The sequence below is a fragment of the Tamlana sp. 2_MG-2023 genome, from assembly GCF_030548465.1.
GTDB lineage: Bacteria > Bacteroidota > Bacteroidia > Flavobacteriales > Flavobacteriaceae > Pseudotamlana.
On the sequence record NZ_JAUOSF010000004.1, the window covers coordinates 135,137 to 152,303 of the forward strand.

16 protein-coding genes are annotated in these 17,167 nt (G+C 34.2%); 7 read left to right on the forward strand and 9 right to left on the reverse strand.

Annotation, left to right across the window (positions count from 1 at the left end; translation table 11 throughout):
- Positions 1 to 12: 12 nt before the first annotated feature.
- The 7 genes from Q4566_RS07975 to recR all read right to left on the reverse strand — a co-directional run bounded on the left by Q4566_RS07975 (position 13) and on the right by recR (position 6,433).
- Positions 13 to 1,263 (reverse strand): competence/damage-inducible protein A, encoded by a 1,251-nt coding sequence (locus Q4566_RS07975; protein WP_303420109.1) that lies wholly within the window; start codon positions 1,261 to 1,263, stop codon positions 13 to 15.
- Between the two features lie 8 nt (positions 1,264 to 1,271).
- Positions 1,272 to 1,613 carry an Hpt domain-containing protein gene (locus Q4566_RS07980; protein ID WP_303420110.1) on the reverse strand — a complete coding sequence of 114 codons (342 nt, stop codon included), beginning with the start codon at positions 1,611 to 1,613 and terminating at the stop codon, positions 1,272 to 1,274.
- On the reverse strand, positions 1,614 to 2,225 hold the full coding sequence (locus Q4566_RS07985) for a fumarylacetoacetate hydrolase family protein (RefSeq protein WP_303420111.1): 612 nt from the start codon (positions 2,223 to 2,225) through the stop codon (positions 1,614 to 1,616).
- A gap of 67 nt (positions 2,226 to 2,292) precedes the next feature.
- Complete coding sequence (locus Q4566_RS07990) at positions 2,293 to 3,069, reverse strand: 3'-5' exonuclease (RefSeq protein WP_303420112.1); 777 nt, start codon at positions 3,067 to 3,069, stop codon at positions 2,293 to 2,295.
- Positions 3,070 to 3,176: 107 nt separating this feature from the next.
- Positions 3,177 to 4,523, reverse strand: a complete 1,347-nt coding sequence (locus Q4566_RS07995; RefSeq protein WP_303420113.1) for a dihydrolipoamide acetyltransferase family protein — start codon at positions 4,521 to 4,523, stop codon at positions 3,177 to 3,179.
- Positions 4,524 to 4,609: 86 nt separating this feature from the next.
- Positions 4,610 to 5,713 carry a glycosyltransferase family 2 protein gene (locus Q4566_RS08000; protein ID WP_303420114.1) on the reverse strand — a complete coding sequence of 368 codons (1,104 nt, stop codon included), beginning with the start codon at positions 5,711 to 5,713 and terminating at the stop codon, positions 4,610 to 4,612.
- A gap of 102 nt (positions 5,714 to 5,815) precedes the next feature.
- Positions 5,816 to 6,433: a recombination mediator RecR gene (recR, locus tag Q4566_RS08005; RefSeq protein ID WP_303420115.1), complete on the reverse strand. Its 618-nt coding sequence runs from the start codon at positions 6,431 to 6,433 to the stop codon at positions 5,816 to 5,818.
- Between the two features lie 96 nt (positions 6,434 to 6,529).
- Here recR and Q4566_RS08010 point away from each other — a divergent pair, with 96 nt between their 5' ends.
- On the forward strand, positions 6,530 to 7,978 hold the full coding sequence (locus Q4566_RS08010) for a sodium:solute symporter (RefSeq protein WP_303420116.1): 1,449 nt from the start codon (positions 6,530 to 6,532) through the stop codon (positions 7,976 to 7,978).
- Here the strand turns inward: Q4566_RS08010 and Q4566_RS08015 are convergent.
- Together Q4566_RS08015 and Q4566_RS08020 are read right to left on the reverse strand one after the other, a co-directional pair.
- Positions 7,949 to 8,314 carry a CoA-binding protein gene (locus tag Q4566_RS08015; RefSeq protein ID WP_303420117.1) on the reverse strand — a complete coding sequence of 122 codons (366 nt, stop codon included), beginning with the start codon at positions 8,312 to 8,314 and terminating at the stop codon, positions 7,949 to 7,951. The genes Q4566_RS08010 and Q4566_RS08015 overlap by 30 nt on opposite strands.
- Positions 8,315 to 8,716: 402 nt before the next feature.
- The gene (locus tag Q4566_RS08020; protein WP_303420118.1) at positions 8,717 to 9,721 is read right to left on the reverse strand and encodes a 3-oxoacyl-ACP synthase III family protein; all 1,005 of its coding nucleotides are present in this window, start codon (positions 9,719 to 9,721) and stop codon (positions 8,717 to 8,719) included.
- A gap of 225 nt (positions 9,722 to 9,946) precedes the next feature.
- On the opposite strand from Q4566_RS08020, the gene htpG reads away from it, so the two are divergent.
- The 6 genes from htpG to Q4566_RS08050 all read left to right on the forward strand — a co-directional run bounded on the left by htpG (position 9,947) and on the right by Q4566_RS08050 (position 17,123).
- The gene (htpG, locus tag Q4566_RS08025; protein ID WP_303420119.1) at positions 9,947 to 11,857 is read left to right on the forward strand and encodes a molecular chaperone HtpG; all 1,911 of its coding nucleotides are present in this window, start codon (positions 9,947 to 9,949) and stop codon (positions 11,855 to 11,857) included.
- A 175-nt stretch (positions 11,858 to 12,032) separates the two neighbouring features.
- On the forward strand, positions 12,033 to 12,719 hold the full coding sequence (locus tag Q4566_RS08030; RefSeq protein WP_303420120.1) for a DUF4377 domain-containing protein: 687 nt from the start codon (positions 12,033 to 12,035) through the stop codon (positions 12,717 to 12,719).
- A 61-nt stretch (positions 12,720 to 12,780) separates the two neighbouring features.
- The gene (locus Q4566_RS08035) at positions 12,781 to 13,605 is read left to right on the forward strand and encodes an FKBP-type peptidyl-prolyl cis-trans isomerase (RefSeq protein WP_303420121.1); all 825 of its coding nucleotides are present in this window, start codon (positions 12,781 to 12,783) and stop codon (positions 13,603 to 13,605) included.
- Positions 13,606 to 13,726: 121 nt separating this feature from the next.
- Positions 13,727 to 14,362 carry an MOSC domain-containing protein gene (locus Q4566_RS08040; RefSeq protein ID WP_303420122.1) on the forward strand — a complete coding sequence of 212 codons (636 nt, stop codon included), beginning with the start codon at positions 13,727 to 13,729 and terminating at the stop codon, positions 14,360 to 14,362.
- Between the two features lie 61 nt (positions 14,363 to 14,423).
- Positions 14,424 to 14,804 (forward strand): hypothetical protein, encoded by a 381-nt coding sequence (locus Q4566_RS08045; protein WP_303420123.1) that lies wholly within the window; start codon positions 14,424 to 14,426, stop codon positions 14,802 to 14,804.
- Between the two features lie 120 nt (positions 14,805 to 14,924).
- A complete protein-coding gene (locus Q4566_RS08050; protein WP_303420124.1) occupies positions 14,925 to 17,123 on the forward strand; it encodes a radical SAM protein in 2,199 nt (732 codons plus the stop codon).
- Positions 17,124 to 17,167 lie beyond the last annotated feature (44 nt).

Consider the following 17,167-nt stretch of genomic DNA (forward strand, 5'->3'; position numbering starts at 1 on the left):
ACAGAAATTTAATCAATTTTTAAAAATTTCTTTCAGAAGCATTTCTAAGGCCTTATTTACGGCTTTATTTATGACCTTAATTCTTAGTTTTCCGAAGTTAAATTCCTGAGAGTAAACGCCGTCTTTAGTTGCTATAGCAATAAAAACAGTACCAACTTCAGCGTCTGAATCACCCTTTGCAGGTCCCGCATTTCCTGTGGTTGCAATAGCATAATCGGATTGAAATAGTTCTTGAGCATTTCTTGCCATTCCCTCTGCTACTTGAGCACTTACCACCGAAAATCGCTCAATATCTTCTTCTGAAACTTTTAAAACATTAATTTTTGATTGCGTAGAATACGTCACTAAACCACCTTTAAAGTAAGCTGAAGCTCCCGGATTCACTGTAAACCGTTCAGCCACAGCGCCTCCCGTACAACTTTCGGCCATGGCAAGCGTTTTACCTGTCTTAGTAAGTCGTTTTGCTATAACTATTTCTACAGAACCATCTTTATCTTCAATACCAGCAAATTCATCCTTTATTAAAGGAATAACTGCATCTATCTGATTTTGAACTTCTTTATTTAGAAGTTTAGCATCGAAACCTTTCGTAGACAAACGTAAACGCATTAATCCCAAACTTGGTAAATAAGCCAATTTGATATGAGACGGTAAAGCATCTTCCCAATCTTCAATACGCTCGGCCAAGGCACTTTCACCTAAACCATAAACTAAGAGTGTTTTATGTAATATATACGGACAATTATATTTGCTTTTTATTTTAGGAACGACTTCTTCAACTACTAAAGCTTCCATTTCATAGGGTACACCTGGAAGTGATATAAAAACCTTCTCGTCTTTTTCCAGCCACATTCCTGGCGCTGTTCCAAGCATGTTCATTAAAACCCGTGATTTTGAAGGCACTAAAGCTTGATCTTTATTAATTTGAAGTAACTTTGAGCCCACATTTTGATTCCAAATCGATTCTATGTTTTCTAATACATCTTCATTTAAGACTAGAGTGTCATTAAAATACTCGGCAATCGTTTTTTTGGTAATATCATCCTTCGTAGGGCCTAAACCACCAGTAAGAATAACAATATCTACACGTTGTTCTGCTTCTTCTAAGGCTTTTAAAATATGGGATTTATCATCCTGAATCGAAGTGATTTGAAAAACTGAAACCCCAATTTCATTGAGTTTCTTAGCAATAAATGCAGAATTCGTATCTATAACCTGACCTATAAGTAACTCGTCGCCTATGGTTATTATTTCTGCAAGCATGTATTATATTATAAGTTGAAATCTGATTTAATTTCGGCTACTGCATTATCAACAGCCGTTAACACTACAGCTAACTGTGCTGTAACATCGTCGTCTTTTTTTTCGAATTTACCCCAATCTTGAACTTCTATTAAGGTGTCTAACACCCCTAATTCAAATAAATCGATGGTAGGTTTCATTTTGTGTGCTGCTTGATAAGCGTTGTAATAATCTTTCTCGCTAACCGCTTTTTTTAACCTCTCGGCATCTTCAGGAACTTCTCCTAAAAAAGCTTCTGCCAAGGCGGCTATAAAATCTTCGTCGTTATCTGCTAATTCTCTTACCCTAAATAATTTGTAATGCTGCTCCATTTACTTCACTGTTATTGAAAACATTTCTTTGTTTTCTATAAATCCTTTTAACTTATCATTTGCGCATACTTTTGATACGCCTGCTGGGGTGCCCGTAAATATAATATCTCCAATCTTTAATGTAAAATATTTAGACACATATTCTATTATTTCATCGATTTTCCAAAGCATATGACTTGTATTTCCTTTTTGAACAATTTTTTCGTTCTTTTCTAAAGAAAACGTAATGTTGTTTTCATCTGAAAAGTCACTTTTTGGAAGCCACTCCCCTACCACAGCTGCACCATCAAATGATTTTGCTTTCTCCCATGGCAAACCTTTAGCCTTTAACTGACTCTGTAAATCTCTAGCTGTAAAATCTATACCTAAACCTATTTCGTTATAATACTTATGTGCAAATTTCTTATCGATATGCTTTCCTACACGATTAATTTTCACCAAAACCTCAACTTCATGATGTACATCGTCAGAGAAATCTGGAATAAAAAAAGGTTGTTTTTTTAGTAAAATCGCCGTGTCCGGTTTTATGAAAACGACAGGTTCTGTTGGTCTTTCATTTTGAAGTTCGGCGATATGCTCAGTGTAATTTCGCCCGATGCAAATTAGTTTCAATTTGGATTAATTATATGATTAATAATAATTTAAAGTAAACTTTATTTCTAAGGGTGTACTCTACTTATTATGTTAACTTGTTATTTAAGCTTCTTAATTTAATAGCCGTTAATACTTTTTTAGTATATAACGGAAAATCGGCGTTAAGCAACCAACCAAAATACCCTGGTTCTTTATCTAAGATTTCAGTCACCAATTTACTTTTATGTTTTCCAAAAGAAAAACATTCTTCACCTTTTTTATTAAAAGCGATAAAACCAGCAAAATCAGCAAACTTTTTACGTGAACTAAATTCTGCTAAAAACTTGGTATCATTTTCTAGTTCCTCGTATTTAGAAAGTTGTGCTTTTAACACTTCGTAAGTGGCGTTCGTATCGGCTGCTGCGGTATGCGCACCTTCTAAGTCTTTATCACAATAAAATTTATAGGCAGCACTTAAAGTACGCTGTTCCATTTTATGAAATATGGTTTGCACATCTACTGCCAAACGGCTTTTCATATCAAAATCGACCTCTGCACGTAACATTTCTTCAGCCAATAAAGGAATATCAAATCGATTTGAATTGAATCCTCCTAAATCTGAATCTTTAATCATATTATAAACATCTTTCGCTAATTCTTTAAACGTAGGTTCATTGGCTACTTTTTCATCTGAAATACCATGAATTGCTGTAACCTCTGCCGGAATTGGCCTTTCAGGATTTACCAACCAGGTTTTACTTTCCTTGTTTCCGTTTGGAAATACTTTCAATATTGAAATTTCAACAATACGATCGGAAGTGATGTTAATTCCAGTGGTTTCTAAATCGAAAAAACAAATCGGTTTTGTTAAGTTTAATTGCATGAATTATTTATAATAAAATTTAAAATATGACTTGGGTAAGCTACAAAAATAAAAAAACCTAAGCGTTTAACGGTTAGGTTTTTCAATAGTTTATTTAATATCTTATACTACAGCTCTCTATTAACATCCCAAGCTTCAAGATAATCTTTCACCGCTTTTACAAATAGCCCACCTAATGCACCGTTTACCACGCGATGGTCGTATGAATGTGATAAGAACATTTTATAACGAATACCGATAAAATCACCTTCTGGAGTTTCTATAACTGCAGGTACTTTTCTAATCGCTCCAAGCGCAAGAATACCTACTTGTGGCTGATTAATAATTGGTGTTCCCATAATACTGCCAAAAGACCCCACGTTAGTCACCGTGTAAGTACCGTCTTGGATTTCATCTGGCTTCAATTTATTATCTCTCGATCGTTTTGCTAAATCATTAACCTGCTTAGTCATACCAACTAAATTAAGTTGATCTGCATTTTTAATAACAGGAACAATTAGATTACCATCTGGTAAAGCCGCAGCCATACCTAAATTAATATTTTTCTTTTTTATTATTTTATCACCTTGCAGTGAAATATTCATCATCGGGTAATCACGAAGTGCTTTGGCTATAACCTCCATAAATATTGGGGTAAACGTTAAGTTTTCACCTTCGCGCTTCATAAAACCATCTTTAACTTTCTTTCTCCAGTTCCAAACATTTGTAACATCGGCTTCAATAAAACTTTGAACGTGCGCCGATTTCTGAAGCGAATCCGTCATATGGTTTGCCACCAATTTCCCCATTCTAGTCATTTCGATGATCTCATCTTCACCACTAGAAACCACAGGCGTTGCTTTTTCTGCTACTGCTGTAGCCTTAGGTTTGCTTTGCACCACAGAAGCTTCGGTTTTAGGAGCTTCCGCTACTACTGGTTGTTTACTATCTTTATTTTTTAGGTAATCTAAAATATCATTTTTAGTAACACGCCCTTCACCACCTGTTCCAACAATGGCATCTAATTCCGATTGCGTTATCCCTTCTGCTTTAGCAATATTTCTCACTAAAGGTGAATAAAATTTATCGTTACTAGAAACTGCTGGAGCTACTGCTTCTTGAACATTCGTTATGGTTTGTGTAATTTCTTCAACAGCTTTCTCTTGAGACTCTGATAAATCCACCTCAACAGTTTCTTCTTTTTCTTCTGAAGTTGATTCTATATCTATATCGCCTTCTGTTTCTATGATAGCTAAAACTTGTCCAACCTGAACCACATCATCAACATCAAAAAAGCGCTCAATAATAACGCCATCAACTTCACTTGGCACTTCGCTATCTACTTTATCAGTTGCAATTTCTAATACTGGATCGTCCATTTCTATAGAGTCTCCAACTTCTTTTAACCAAGATGTAATTGTCGCCTCTGCAACACTTTCTCCCATTTTTGGTAATTTAAGCTCGAACTTTGCCATATCAATAATGTAATAGTGATTTTTTAATTTCCAGTTGCAAAATTACTGAAAATACATGAATTTCTTTAAATTATTTGCAGTAAAAACTATTTAAAACTTATAATCTCTCCTCTTGCCAATCCGTTGTCACTTCCTATAATAAAGTTCGAATTATTTGGCAGTATCTTATAAGTAACTGATTTATTTTGCGAAAATGTAGATTCTATCATTTGTATCATGTCTTTAAAACCCAAATAATTTGCATCGAAAATGACTTCAACCTCTTTTTCAACTGTTTTAATTTCGTTTTTTAAAAATAATGGTTTCTCTAAAACTTTTTCCAAAGCAAGATTCTCTTTGTCTGAAATAAAAATATATTTACTAACATGCTTAGCCCTCTTTTTAGGAACCGTTTGTATCACGAAGAAAAATTTAATTCCCAACCAAACCACCATATCGAAAAGCTGATTTTTTTTAAAGTGTTTTTTATAAAAGATCTGCATGGCATCAAAAAATCGGCGTGCATAGTTTTTATCTTTCAAAGTACTTTCCCCTTTATAATGAATCACTGTAGTTTTACCATAATAGTAATTATCATAATTTGCTTGAAGTGCTTTATAAGATAAATCGATATCCTCACCATACATGAAATAATCTTCATCTAAACCACCTATTTCATTATAAATCGTACGTTTTAGAAACATAAAAGCACCTACTAAAATATCAACCTTACCCGAATCATCTTGGTCAACATGGTTGGCGTAGTACCCCTTCGAATTCCCACATATCTTTTTTAACGCTACAGAAACATAGGGTATATTACGCTTGCTCTCAGGTAAAAATACGCCAGAACCATTGATTAGTTTACAACCAACAATTCCCAAATTCGTTTTAGTTTTAGAAAAATTTATGAGTTGAATAAAAGTATCTTCTGCAACAACCGTGTCAGGATTTAAAATACAGAGGTATTCTCCTTTAGCTCTAGACACCCCTATATTATTCCCTTTTGAAAACCCGCCGTTTACTTTATTTTCAATAAGAATAACCTCAGGAAATAAAGTTTTAACCATATGACAACTATCGTCTTCAGAATTATTATCTACAACAATAATTTCTGAATCGATATTTACAGTAGCTGCTTGTACACTTTTTAAACAAAGTTCCAAAAAGTGACATACGTTGTAATTTAAAATTATAATTGAGAGTTTCACGAGAGCTTAAATTAAGAATTAAAAGTCACGTGTAGTACGGTGGTTAGTCATTATTGGTTATTAGTTTGGGTTGGTTATTAATTGATTTTTGAGTTGTTTTTTTTATAATTTTAAAGAATTTTCAAAAGGCACTCTATTTACAATACTTCTACTGAGTGTAACCTCATCGGCATATTCTAATTCGTCTCCAACCGAAATCCCTCTCGCAATAGTTGAAGTAAAAACATTATATTCTTGAATCTGCTTATAAATGTAAAAGTTTGTTGTGTCCCCTTCCATTGTAGAACTTAACGCGAAAACAAGTTCTTTTATTTCGCCTAGTTTAACTTTATCGACTAGTGTTCCTATATTTAAATCGTGTGGTCCAATACCATCCATTGGAGAAATTTTACCTCCCAAAACATGATACAAACCTTTAAAAGAGCTGGTATTTTCAATAGCCATAACATCTCTTATATCTTCAACTACACAAATTAAACCGCCATCTCTATTTGGGTTTGAGCAAATTTCGCAAAGGGCTACGTCACTAATATTATGACAAGATTTACAAAACTTAATATCCTCACGCATAGTTCTTAGCGCTTCAACTAAAGCTGTAGTTTGCTCTTTAGGTTGTTTGAGCATATGTAACACTAAACGAAGCGCTGTACGTTTACCAATACCTGGAAGTTGTGACATCTCATTAACAGCACGTTCTAATATTTTAGATGAAAATTCCATAGTTGCGAAATTAGCATTTTTTAAAACATATGAAAGGAAACACCAAAAAGAATAAAAACTCAAGCTTTTTTGTATTTTGGCTCAAAATAAAAATTGATGACTCCCACTCAAATTCTGCTGCTCATTTTCGCGTATTTTGTTGTTTTAATTTTAATTTCCTACTTAACAGGGAAAGAGGATAGTAACGAAGCGTTTTTTAAAGCTAATAAATCGGCGCCTTGGTATTTAGTAGCCTTTGGTATGATTGGCGCTTCACTTTCTGGGGTTACCTTTATCTCTGTTCCTGGCGCTGTTGAAGTCAAACAATTTGGTTATTTACAAGTCGTTTTTGGTTACTTTTTTGGTTATTTGGTTATTGCCTACGTGCTTTTACCTATTTACTATAAACTGAATTTAACCTCCATTTACACTTATTTAAGAGATCGTTTTGGCTATGTAAGTTATAAAACCGGAGCTGTTGCCTTTTTAATCTCTCGTGTGGTTGGCGCTGCCTTCCGTTTGTTTTTAGTTGCTAAGGTTTTACAACTACTCGTTTTCGACCAATACGGCATTCCGTTTACGGTAACAGTGATCATCACCATTGCCTTAATTTGGCTGTACACCTTTAAAGGCGGTATTAAAACCATCATATTCACCGACACACTACAAACACTTTTTATGCTAATTTCGGTTGTAGTTACTATCGTGTTTTTAGCCTCGGCATTAGATTTACATAGCATTTCAGAGATTTACACCAATGTAACGGAAAGCCCTATGAGTAAAACATTCTTCTTTGAAGACATTAATGACCCGCAATATTTTATAAAAAGCTTTCTTGCTGGCATGTTCATCACCATTACTATGACTGGCTTAGACCAAGATATGATGCAGAAGAATTTGACTTGCAAAAACCTAAAAGAGGCTCAAAAAAATATGATTTCTTTTAGTGTCATTTTAATATTTGTAAACATTCTGTTTCTAGTTTTAGGCTTGCTTTTAACACAGTACGCCAACCAAAACGGTATTACAGCTAAAAAAGACGATTTATTTCCAACCATAGCCATGCTACCGGAAATCGGCATTATAACCTCTTCCTTTTTTCTGCTCGGCTTAATTGCTGCTGCTTATTCAAGCGCTGATTCAGCCTTAACATCGCTAACGACTTCTTTTTGTATTGATATTATTGAAATTGATAAAAAACCTGAAGCCATTCAGAAGAAAATAAGGAAACGTACGCACATTTTTATTAGCCTTGTACTTGTTCTTGTAATCGTACTATTTGATTCTATTTTTAAAGACGTATCTGTTATTTGGGAATTATTTAAAGCAGCGGGCTACACTTATGGACCACTATTAGGCCTATTTGCATTTGGTATTTTTACTAAAAGCCAGCTAAAAGACAAATACGTGTGGATTATAGCTATAATTGCACCACTAGTTTCCTATTTAATAAATGCCTATTCCATTGATTTGTTTGACGGGTACCAAATTGGTTTCGAAATTTTAATTGTAAATGGCCTACTCACCTTTTTGGGATTAGTATTGATTCGTAGAAAGCAACACTAAAGTACAGGCCGTTTCATAAAAAATATCATTTTCTTTTAGAAGCGCATAAAATTCAGGGTTTTCGGTTCCTGGATTAAAAATAACGCGTTCTGGATTTAATGTGATAATATAATCGTAATACTCCTTTTGTCGCGTAGGATTTAAATATAAGGTCACAGTATGTATATTTTCATAAGGAATCAAAGTTGTATCGATTTCGACTCCAGAAACCACGCCCTTTCTTAATCCGAATGCCACGACGTCCATATCATTTGAAACTAAGCGCTCAATAGCCATATTTGAATACCTAATAGGCTTTAAAGAAGCTCCCATAACAAGTGTTTTTTTGTTCTTCATTATCATTTATTTTTAATAAAATATTGTATTTAATCTGTTTTATATGTCGTTAAACAAGAAAACAACAATTTAAATGTAAAAAAGTTGAATTATTGCAATAAAATTAACTTATAGACGTTACCAAACCATACAATCTAGCTAAAACGAATCATTATAATTATTAGAGTTAGTCATCTACAGATATTAAAATTCGTCATAAAAGATTTGTATAACAAAGCTCGAAATTCGTTTCGAGCTTTTCTTTTTATGTTAAAAATCGTTAAAAATCAGATAGTTACGAAATCTATCGTAATTTTGCACGACTAAGAAGTAAGTTTATTAACTTTAAGTGTTAGTTGAAGTTGATTAATAGCTAGAGAAGCCCGAATTCACGTTCGGGCTTTTATAGTTTTTTATATCATTTTACCACTTAATAATAGCACTAGCCCAAGTAAACCCACTACCAAAAGCTGCAAGAACCACATGATTCCCTTCTTTTATTTTACCTTCTTCCCAGGCTTCGGTAAGAGCTATAATAACAGATGCCGCGGTGGTATTTCCGTATTTCATAATGTTATTGAAAACCTGATCGTCATTTAATCCAAACTTCTGCTGAATAAATTGTGCGATACGTAAATTCGCTTGATGCGGAATCAATAAATCAATATCTTCTTTTTTCAAGTTATTTTTCATTAAACCTTCCATAATCACTTCGCTAAATCTAACCACAGCATGTTTAAACACAAAAGTGCCATCCATGTATGGAAAATATGAAATATCCTCTTCTTCAGATTCTAAAATTTCTGGAACCCAATGAGCAATGCTCGGTGATTCTACAATTAATTTATCTGCATATTTCCCTTCACTATGTAAATGTGTAGATAGAATCCCTTTAGAATTATCTTCTTCTCGCGACATGACGCAAGCACCAGCTCCATCTCCAAAAATTACCGAAACACCCCTACCCCGCGTAGATTTATCTAGTCCGTTACTATGATATTCGGCACCAATTACTAGCACATTTTTATACATGCCTGTTTTAATAAATTGATCGGCAACCGAAATCGCATACACAAAGCCAGAACATTGGTTTCTAACGTCTAGCGCTCCAATTGTTGGCATTTCCAACATATCTTGAATTTGAACACCACAACCAGGAAAGTAATAATCAGGACTCAATGTAGCAAACACGATAAAATCAATGTCATCTTTTGTAAGTCCCGCACGTTCAATGGCTATTTTAGCGGCTTTAGCACCCATCGTGGCCGAAGTTTCTTGACTACCTTCAGCAATCCAGCGACGCTCTTTAATGCCTGTACGTTCTTGAATCCATTCATCATTCGTATCCATTAACTTTGATAAATCGTCATTGGTTACCACGTTATCAGGCAAATACTTACCTAAGCCTATTATTTTAGAATTATACATAATTACAAACCTTTTATTATTTCCGCGAAAGCGCCAATCGCTTTATGCATAAGCAAAATACAAAATATTACGATTAAACTAGAATCCTATAGTTTCTTTTGCATAGTGTCAGTTTGTCACTTTTAATCAATTGGCATTTTTGTTGTCTATTTGTTTTTCAGATAATAAAAATCAAAACGTTTTTCACTTCCGTGGAAAATAAAAATAAAATAAAACAATAATACCATGACAAAAGGAAACATTAATGTATCGGTAGAGAATATCTTTCCTCTCATTAAAAAATTCTTGTACAGCGATCACGAAATCTTTTTACGTGAACTTATTAGTAACGCCACAGATGCCACTTTAAAATTAAAGCATTTAACGAATATTGGTGAAGCCAAGGTTGAATATGGCGACCCAAAAATTGAAGTTACAATTGATAAAGAAGGTAAAAAGCTTCATATTATAGATCAAGGTTTAGGTATGACTGCTGAAGAAGTAGAAAAATACATTAACCAAGTGGCTTTTTCTGGAGCTGAAGAGTTTTTGGATAAATATAAAGATTCTGCTAAAGATTCTGGAATTATTGGTCATTTCGGACTAGGTTTCTACTCAGCGTTTATGGTTGCTGAAAAAGTTGAAATCATCACTAAATCTTTCAAAGACGAACCTGCAGCACATTGGACTTGCGATGGTTCTCCTGAATTTACTTTAGAGCCTTCAGATAAAACCGAAAGAGGTACTGAAATCATCCTTCACATTGCTGAAGATTCGACTGAATTCTTAGAAGAAAGTAAAATCAGTGAACTTTTATTGAAGTACAACAAGTTTATGCCTGTTTCAATTAAATTTGGAACTAAGGAAATTAACGATCCTGACCACGAACCTGCGACTACAAAAGATGCTGAAGGTAAAGAAACGACTGAGCCGCACAGAAAAATTACGGTTGACAACATTATAAACAACCCAAATCCAGCTTGGACCAAACAACCAGCTGATTTAAAAGAAGAGGATTATACTGGTTTCTACAGAGAATTGTATCCAATGCAATTTGAAGAACCTTTATTCAACATTCACTTAAATGTAGATTATCCGTTCAACTTGACAGGGATTTTATATTTCCCTAAAATGTCGAACGATATGCAAATGCAGAAGGACAAAATTCAACTGTATCAAAACCAAGTATTCGTAACCGATAATGTTGAAGGTATTGTTCCTGAATTCTTAACGATGTTACGTGGTGTGATTGACTCACCAGACATTCCGTTAAACGTTTCACGTTCGTATTTACAGGCTGATGGTGCTGTAAAAAAGATTTCATCTTACATTACTAGAAAAGTTGCCGATAAATTAAAATCATTATTCAATTCTAATCGTGAAGATTTTGAAGCAAAATGGAATGATATTAAAATCGTCATTGAATACGGTATGCTTTCTGAAGAAAAATTCTTCGAAAAAGCAGATGCTTTTGCATTATACCCAACCGTTGATGGTAAATATTACACTTACGAAGAGCTTTTCAACAAAATCAAAGCTTCTCAAACAGATAAAGATGGTAAATTAGTGATTCTTTACGCTTCAGATAAAGAGGCGCAACACAGTTACATCGAATCGGCTAAAGCTAAAGATTATGAAGTATTACTATTAGATTCACCAATTATTTCTCACTTAATTCAGAAGTTAGAAAGCACGAAAGAAAATATCACTTTCGCTCGTGTAGATGGTGATCATATTAATAATTTAATTAAGAAAGACGAAACAACAATTTCTAAATTAGACGAAGAGCAAACAAAATCTTTAGACGAATTATTAAAAGAAGTCATTCCTTCTGACAAATTTACAGTGCAGTTAGAAGCTATGGATAGCAACGAGTCTCCATTCACAATCACACAACCAGAATTTATGCGTCGTATGAAAGAGATGCAAGCAACTGGCGGTGGTGGAATGAACATGTTTGGAAATATGCCAGAGATGTACAACCTCGTAGTAAACACAAATTCTGAATTGGTAAGTGAAATTCTAGACACTAAAACGAAGAAAAAACAAGAACGTTTAATTACTCAAAGTTTAGATTTAGCACGTTTATCACAAGGGCTACTTAAAGGTGAAGAACTTACAAACTTCATTAAACGTAGTTACGAAATGATAAAGTAACAATATCATTTTATTGGTATAATTCCCTTGAAAAAGGGAATCTCATCACATTTTTTTTAAGAACCACCTTGTATTTACAGGGTGGTTTTTGCTTTATTTTAAATAATCATTTTTTTTTAATCTATACGCAACCTTTTACATCATCACACATCTACTTAATAACAAAAACCTATTTATGACTTACATCAAAACAATTTCAGCCCTATTTTTAATTTCTATTATGAGCATTTCATGTACTTCAAACGAAGACGAAACTTCCATCTTATGGATTAACAGCATGAAAGTTGAATGTGATGCTGGCGCAGGAAAAGCCCAGTGTTTACAAGCATATGAAGGTAAGGACATAGAAAATGCCGAATGGACCAATTTTTACAACCAAATAGAAGGTTTTACCTTTGAACCTGGTTTACTCCAAAACATTGAGGTTTCTAAAACCCATTTAGATGCTAAGTCTGTTCCTGCTGATGCTTCAACAATTCAGTATAAATTGGTAAAAGTTTTAGAGAAAAAACAAGACCCAAGAATGAACTTACATGATATTTGGGCGGCAACACATATTAACGGAAACACTATTGATAATAGCCAGACAGAAGTGCCTAACTTAGAAATAAACATTACAAAAATGATGATTTTTGGTACCGATGGTTGCAACAGCTATTCAGGTAGTATCAAAACCTTAACAGAAAATACGATCGACTTTGGTCCTATTATCATGACACGTAAAATGTGTATGAATATGGAAGTTCCAGACGCCTACACAAAGGCTATATCAAACGCTATAAGTTATAAACGAGAGGGCTTAACACTATATTTTTACGACGCTAACAACAATGAGACGCTTCGTTTTAGCAAAGTTGATTAGTTTCTTAACCCCAATCTACAAGGCCAAGAATCTTATAAAGTTTTAATACAATATTCCCCCCATGAAACAATTCCTATTTATATGTGCATTAGTGCTTTTTACAGCCTGTGAAAAAGATGAAGTTCCACATGATTACTCTGCAGAAAACGAAGCGGAAATTCAAACATACCTCGCAGAAAACAACCTAGACGCTAAAAAGAGTGGCTCAGGTTTATACTATATAATAAACGAACAAGGTAAAGGCGCCGTGCCATTGGCTACCGATCGTGTTAAAGTAGCATACAAAGGCTATTTTACAGACGGAACTGTTTTTGAAGAGAACACAGAAGGCATCTCTATATACCTTAGTCAATTAATTAAAGGCTGGCAAGAAGGCTTATCCTATATGAGAGAGGGCGCAACGGCCACGCTAGTAATTCCCGCTCATTTAGCTTATGGAGACAATAGCTCGGGAGATATCCCAGCGGGTGCCGTGATTATATTTGATCTAGAACTCATTTACGTCAATTTCAACACCGAAAACGACTTAGAAATTCAAGAATATTTAGCTGAAAATAACTTAACAGCAGAAAAAACATATTCCGGATTATATTATTCTATTGATGAGCCTGGAACTGGCGAACATCCAACCGAAACAAATAATGTAACCGTTATTTACAAAGGCCATTTTCTAGATGGAGAAACGTTTGACGAAAATACTAGTGGTATATCTTTTAATTTAGAAAACCTAATAAAAGGATTTTCAGAAGGCATGACATACCTTAAAGAAGGTGGCAGCGGAACATTTTATGTTCCTGCACATTTGGGTTACGGTAACACGCCTCAAGGTAGTATCCCTGCTGGTTCTGTTTTAATTTTTGAGGTAGAACTGGTGTCTGTAGATTAAACAAGCACTCTTTATATAATAAGGCCACTTCTAGAAATAGAAGTGGTTTTTTTATTAATTTTGATGACTCAAATGCACCATGATGTTCCGCATAATAATATTTTAAATTCTAAATAATATTTTGAAAATAATTTCTACAAATACCTCTAAACCTAAAACCATTATTTGGAACGACAAGCCAGTTGTAACAGGTATTTATAAAACCCCCACTTCTGCACCTATTTACTTAGGAAAAAGCGATGTTGAAAACGATACCGTTACCGATAGAAAATATCATGGTGGAGAATTTAAAGCCTGTTATTTATTTTCTGAAGACCATTACGCCTATTGGAAAACACTTTATCCAAACTTAGAATGGAATTGGGGCATGTTTGGTGAAAACCTAACGGTAGCAGGTTTAGATGAGACTAAAATTCACGTAGGCGACATCTATAGCGTGGGTAATGCTAGAATACAAATTACAGAACATAGAGAACCTTGCTTTAAATTAGGGGTTAAATTTGGTACTCAAAACGTTCTGAAACAATTTATAAATCATGGCTTTCCAGGAACCTATATTCGAGTTTTGAATGAAGGTACCGCACAGTCAGGCGACACCTTTAAACTTATAGAACAGGCTGAAAATAGCTTAACCACAACAGCCCTTTTTAAGTTAATTTTTGACAAAGAAAAAAACCAAGACCACCTAAAAAGAGCCGTAAGCAACGAAGCTCTTCCTATAAAACTTCGAAATGATCTTAAAAAACATTTGAAGTAACGACACTTGAATTTCTAAAAATTAGATTTCATTGTATATCTTTTTTTTGTATTTTTAGTTTATGAGCAAGACTACAAAAAAATTAAAACTGCATCAGTATAGTGATATTTATATTCTGAATAAGCCTGAGGCTTTTAATGAGGTTTTCGAAGATATTTCATATTCAGAATCTATAGTTACCACATCTTGTGTAGAGTGCGCTTTGGTGTTCGCAGACAACAAGGATGAATTCATCAATCAAATGCTTACGTTATTTCCAAGACTTTTGGACGATTCTATAGTTTGGGTATTTTACCCGAATAACACTTCAATAAGTGAAATTTCGAAATTACATATTGAATTTGATTGGGATTTTTTAGGCGATTACCGTTTAAAACCAACAAAGCTCTACGCAATTGACAACTCATGGAATGCTATGAAGATTAAAAAAACTCATGTTTAGTTAATACAGTTCTAGTTTAGAACTCCAATTTCATAAGGTGTAAAGTACAAACACCAATCCTCTATTAGTCTTTCAGCAAAGTCTTTTCAACTATATTTGCACAACAATTTACTCACTATTTTGAAAGACTTATTACTCATCACGCCTCCTTTTACGCAACTAAATACGCCCTACCCCGCTACGGCTTATCTTAAAGGTTTTCTAAACACAAAAGGTATTAGCGCTTATCAAATGGATTTAGGCATAGAAGTCATTTTAGAATTATTCAAAAAAGAAACTTTTGAAGAATTATTTCATTTAGCTTCTCAAAACAACCGCATTGTTTCAGAAAACTGTGAACGTATATACGCTTTAAAAGATGCTTATCTCAAACCTTTAGATCAGGTCATTCAATTTTTACAAGGAAAGAATCAAACGCTTGCAAGACAAATTTGTACCGATAACTTTTTACCACGTGCCTCTCGTTTTAATCAGCTAGAAGATATGGATTGGGCTTTCGGATCCATGGGGTTTCAAGACAAAGCCAAACATATCGCAACTTTATACCTTGAAGATTTATCAGATTTTATTATTGAATGTATCGATGATAATTTTGGTTTTAGCAGATATGCTGAACGACTAGGGCAAAGTGCCAATAGCTTTGATGAACTTTATGGCCACCTCCAAGAACATCCTACTTATATTGATCAAATTACCATTGAAATTCTTGAAAAACAGATTCAGTCTACAAATCCAAAGTTAATATGTCTTTCGGTACCCTTCCCGGGAAATTTATACAGTGCTTTTCGATGTGCGCAATTCATAAAACAGCACTTTCCTGATATAAAAACAGCTATGGGCGGCGGATTTCCAAATACAGAATTACGTTCGGTTACCGATGTTAGAGTATTTGAGTTTTTCGATTTCATCACTTTGGATGATGGTGAATTACCTATAGAATTGTTGTTTCAAAACATAAGTAACACCACCAATAAGAATAACGATAAACTTTATAAAAGAACGCTTTTATTAGAAAACGAAAAAGTAACCTATAAAAATAACAGCCTAAAACCAGATTATAAACAGGTTGATATAGGTACACCAGATTATTCAGATTTACTTTTAGACCAATACATTTCTGTCATTGAAATTGCTAACCCCATGCACAGCTTATGGAGTGATGGCCGTTGGAACAAACTTACCATGGCTCACGGCTGCTACTGGGGTAAATGTACTTTTTGCGATATTTCTTTAGATTATATTAAAATTTACGAACCCATTACGGCGAAGTTGTTAGTTGACCGTATGGAACAAATTATAGGGCAAACCAACGAAACTGGTTTTCACTTTGTTGATGAAGCAGCTCCTCCAGCTCTAATGAGAGCCTTGGCTTTAGAAATATTAAAACGTAAAATTACAGTAACCTGGTGGGCGAACATCAGATTTGAAAAGAACTTTACATACGATTTATGCCAACTATTAAAAGCTTCCGGGTGCATTGCAGTGTCTGGCGGCCTGGAAGTAGCTTCCGATCGTTTATTAAAACTTATAGATAAGGGCGTTACCGTAGAACAAGTCGCGCAGGTTACTAGGAACTTTACCGAATCCAATATCATGGTACACAGTTACCTCATGTATGGATACCCAACACAAACGATACAAGAAACTGTTGACAGCTTAGAAATGGTGCGTCAACTTTTTGAGATAGGTATCATTCAATCGGGTTTCTGGCATCAATTTGCCCTAACAGCTCATAGTCCTATTGGCTTAGAACCAAGCAATTATCATATTACACCTAATTACAAGGCGATTACTTTTGCAAATAACGATGTCGATTTCACGGATGATACTGGTATAGATCACTCTATTTTTAGTTACGGATTAAAAAAATCGTTGTTTAACTTCATGCACGGTATTGGTTTTGAGTTGCCATTACAGGACTGGTTTGATTTTAAAATTCCGCATACCACAATCAAACATGATTTTATATATGACTGTTTAGAACCAACGGTCGATTTAAAAATAAAACCGAGAGCAAAGGTAGTTTGGTTAGGTACCCAGCCCTTAGTAACATGGCACACAAAAACTAAAAAAGGCTACACCAATCATAATCTGAAATTAAATTTTCATTCACAAACAGAGGCCTTTGAAATTATTTTACAAAAGGATTATGGCGATTGGTTTATTGAAATTCTTCAGAAGCTAACACCACAAAACGAGAAAACCCTAACAGTTTCAGATTTGAAAAAAGATTTTGAAACACATTTTGAAGATTTTGAATTGTTTTGGTTTTCAAAACCTATCACAACTTTAAAAGAAAATGGCTTGTTGGTTTTGTAATCAAGTTTTGATAGACAACCCAGCGCAATTTCAGTTATCTTTGC

Bases quoted from the DNA above. Each gene is read 5' to 3' on its own strand.
- Q4566_RS07975 (WP_303420109.1), bottom strand. From the start codon at position 1,263: ATGCTTGCAGAAATAATAACCATAGGCGACGAGTTACTTATAGGTCAG.
- Q4566_RS07980 (WP_303420110.1), bottom strand. From the start codon at position 1,613: ATGGAGCAGCATTACAAATTATTTAGGGTAAGAGAATTAGCAGATAAC.
- Q4566_RS07990 (WP_303420112.1), bottom strand. From the start codon at position 3,069: ATGCAATTAAACTTAACAAAACCGATTTGTTTTTTCGATTTAGAAACC.
- Q4566_RS07995 (WP_303420113.1), bottom strand. From the start codon at position 4,523: ATGGCAAAGTTCGAGCTTAAATTACCAAAAATGGGAGAAAGTGTTGCA.
- recR (WP_303420115.1), bottom strand. From the start codon at position 6,433: ATGGAATTTTCATCTAAAATATTAGAACGTGCTGTTAATGAGATGTCA.
- Q4566_RS08010 (WP_303420116.1), top strand. From the start codon at position 6,530: ATGACTCCCACTCAAATTCTGCTGCTCATTTTCGCGTATTTTGTTGTT.
- Q4566_RS08015 (WP_303420117.1), bottom strand. From the start codon at position 8,314: ATGAAGAACAAAAAAACACTTGTTATGGGAGCTTCTTTAAAGCCTATT.
- Q4566_RS08020 (WP_303420118.1), bottom strand. From the start codon at position 9,721: ATGTATAATTCTAAAATAATAGGCTTAGGTAAGTATTTGCCTGATAAC.
- htpG (WP_303420119.1), top strand. From the start codon at position 9,947: ATGACAAAAGGAAACATTAATGTATCGGTAGAGAATATCTTTCCTCTC.
- Q4566_RS08030 (WP_303420120.1), top strand. From the start codon at position 12,033: ATGACTTACATCAAAACAATTTCAGCCCTATTTTTAATTTCTATTATG.
- Q4566_RS08035 (WP_303420121.1), top strand. From the start codon at position 12,781: ATGAAACAATTCCTATTTATATGTGCATTAGTGCTTTTTACAGCCTGT.
- Q4566_RS08045 (WP_303420123.1), top strand. From the start codon at position 14,424: ATGAGCAAGACTACAAAAAAATTAAAACTGCATCAGTATAGTGATATT.